Genomic DNA, 2,651 nt, shown 5'->3' on the forward strand with positions numbered 1-2,651 from the left:
CGGCGCATCTCGACCTTCGTTTCGCCGTAGCAGACGGTCCAGATTCCCACGATGTCGCGGTAAGGATCGTTGCGCTTGCCCTCCCATCCGGCGACGAAAGGCGTTGCAATAGCGAGCGCGGCGGCAATCGCGGCCGAGATCGACTTCTTAGGCAGATTGGTCGCCATCGGCCTTCTCCTTCGAGATGGTGATGTCCTGCGGCCAGAGGCGCGCGATCGTCGGAACGAGGAATACGAGTGCGCCCGCGCCGACCGCGAAGGCAGCGCGCAGGAGTGGGTCAGTCGGGATCATGCCGATGATGCCCAACACAAGCGTCTGGTTCTCGGTGATGATGCCGGTCAGGATGCCCATGAGGGCAGCGAGCTTGACGCTGTGGAGCTTCCACCAGGCGCGCCATTCGGTGATAAGGTTCTTCATCAAGGTTACCCCCTAGTCATCACGTCTGACAGGGCCGAACCGAACACGGTCGACCATTCGCCAGAACAGCCACAGGATTGAAAGTCCGACGAACGCCATGGACAGGATCGGTGTCACCTGCCCGGCGAAGTCCGCCCATTGAGCGAGGGTGCCGAGCCCCCCGCCTGCCATTGCCACGGCATCGCCGATATGCTTCGTACGTTCGTCGATCAAAGTTGCCCCCATGCAGTTGCGTAAAAATTTGCTGATTCACGCAGCCGATTAGTTGCAAGCCCGTGATTCAAAATATTAATTGCTGAGTTTGCAGTGCGAGGCGCTTGAGGGGTGGAAGCAGGTCATCAGTTGACCACGCACGCTTGGCGGCGCCGGCTAGTTGACGCGACGCCCACATAATCAAGCCACCCGGCGACATCGACCTTGCTGAAACTGGCCTCGTTCGGCGCGTCGATCCAGGCCCCAATACTCACTTTCGAGAAGCTGGCGCCGTCGTCGGGCTCTACCCATGCCGCGGCTTCTGCCTTGGAAATTTCCGCTACATCACCGGACGGTAGCAGGCTTCTTAGCTCGATCTGGAACTGGACCCATTCGCCTGCACCTGAATGTGCAGCGCTGATAGCTCCGGTTGCACTTCCTGAGCTGGCGACAGACTTGTGACCGAAGGACACGCTGCCGCCATCGGTCGAGGAGCCGAGAAAGGCATCACGCGTCCAACCGGAAGGCTGGTTCAAAAGCCCCGTTGAAGCGGTCTGGTCGAAGTAGACGGCGAGGATGTCGTCTTGCGTGGTGTTGATCGAGGGGCTGGTATGCGGGGTGCCAGTTCCCGTCGCATTCGACGATGTCGAAACCGAAACCTCAACCGCCGCATAGGGGTCGCCAAAAAACCCGATGACGGCGGAACAGGCAACCGAGCCCGACCAGGTGAACGTCGGGGCTGCGGCATTTTCCTTCGCGATCCATAGCGAGGTTGTGAAGCTCGCGCCGCTGTCGACCTGCGCGAGCTTCGTCCAGTCACCGTCTGCGCACGAATGGATGGCATTGTTCTTCGAGGCCACCGAGGCGATGAGCACGCCATTGGTGCCCGTCGCCGCCGACGGCTTCGATGGCGCAATGCTTGTAGCACCCGCCGATGCGGCGCGGCTTCCGTTGCCGAGAAATGAAGGACCAGCCATTAGGCGGCTTCTTCGTAGATCTCAGATGCGTTGAAGCCGGATTGCGTAAATTCCGTCGCGGTATCTGGATCGGTTTCGAAGATGGCTTGGCGCGGTTCGTAGCCTCCGGTGCAACCGAGGGCACTGCTCGATGAGTTTGTGCCGCTTGATCCTCTAACGCCGAGTTTGCCGTCTGTGATGGAGCCTGAAACACGCGCCCTGGCGCTGACCACCATAGCGCCTATGATATAACCGGATGGCACCGAAATATCGGCGAACGTCTGGCCGCGCTTGTTTCCTGATGCGGTGAGCTTCACCGAAGTTGTATCGTCAAGGACGGCTTCGCCAACCGTTCCATAGCCGCCCGTGCCGGAAGTATTCGCCGCACTGTCGCCATTAAGTGCCGGAACGATAAGGTGGCTGTCACGGATATCGTAGTCCGCTGCCATGATCTGCGAGTAGTAGCTGTTACCGTTGGCCGGGGAGAGCTGGAAGTTCGTGATTTGAGACTGCGCACCCGTCCACGTATCGGAGCTGCTTCCAAGTGAAGCGCCCCCACGTAGGAGCTCCGCAAAGCCCCCAATCGTCACATGAAGAACATAGGTGTTAAGCACATTGTTGGCGCCAGATGCAGTGGTAAACAGCGTTACCCAAGTTGATCCGTTCCAATAATCAACGCGAGGCGTTGCCCCAGCCATGTAGACACGCACGACGGGAGTAGAACCGTTGCGCAGCGTGACTGGCGTATATCCTGAACTCCACCCCGGATACGCATCAAAGCGCAGATAGAATTCGCCGGTGGCCGCAACCGTAAATTCCGGGGTATCAATCGTATTATTAGCGCCTCCCGAGGGACAGTAGAGGCAGTTTGCCACGTATGCGCTGTCGAAACGTCCCGAGGTCGTATTGCCATCGACAAAAAGTGCATTGGTTCGCGCGAACGCCGCAAGCGAGTTGCCGCCAAAGAACTTGGTCATGTCAGCGCACTCCAATAATCGTAAATGCCATGTCGGCGGCAGTGGCATCGGCTGTGCCCGGCGCGACAATCTTGAGGACATCCCCGGCCGCGATGCTCTTGCTGGTCCC

4 protein-coding genes are annotated in these 2,651 nt (G+C 59.1%); all 4 read right to left on the reverse strand.

The window, feature by feature from the left end; all coding sequences use genetic code 11:
- Window positions 1–147: 147 nt before the first annotated feature.
- The 4 genes from SPHV1_RS01255 to SPHV1_RS01270 all read right to left on the reverse strand — a co-directional run bounded on the left by SPHV1_RS01255 (window position 148) and on the right by SPHV1_RS01270 (window position 2,542).
- Complete coding sequence (locus tag SPHV1_RS01255; protein WP_054944313.1) at window positions 148–417, reverse strand: hypothetical protein; 270 nt, start codon at window positions 415–417, stop codon at window positions 148–150.
- 12 nt (window positions 418–429) lie between these two features.
- A complete protein-coding gene (locus tag SPHV1_RS01260) occupies window positions 430–630 on the reverse strand; it encodes a hypothetical protein (RefSeq protein ID WP_156367189.1) in 201 nt (66 codons plus the stop codon).
- Between the two features lie 125 nt (window positions 631–755).
- Window positions 756–1,484: a hypothetical protein gene (locus SPHV1_RS01265; RefSeq protein ID WP_156367190.1), complete on the reverse strand. Its 729-nt coding sequence runs from the start codon at window positions 1,482–1,484 to the stop codon at window positions 756–758.
- Between the two features lie 101 nt (window positions 1,485–1,585).
- A complete protein-coding gene (locus SPHV1_RS01270; protein WP_054944316.1) occupies window positions 1,586–2,542 on the reverse strand; it encodes a hypothetical protein in 957 nt (318 codons plus the stop codon).
- Between the last annotated feature and the right edge of the window lie 109 nt (window positions 2,543–2,651).

The organism is Novosphingobium sp. KN65.2, assembly GCF_001368935.1.
GTDB classification, from domain to species: domain Bacteria; phylum Pseudomonadota; class Alphaproteobacteria; order Sphingomonadales; family Sphingomonadaceae; genus Novosphingobium; species Novosphingobium mathurense.

Bases quoted from the DNA above. Each gene is read 5' to 3' on its own strand.
- SPHV1_RS01255 (WP_054944313.1), bottom strand. From the start codon at position 417: ATGAAGAACCTTATCACCGAATGGCGCGCCTGGTGGAAGCTCCACAGC.
- SPHV1_RS01270 (WP_054944316.1), bottom strand. From the start codon at position 2,542: ATGACCAAGTTCTTTGGCGGCAACTCGCTTGCGGCGTTCGCGCGAACC.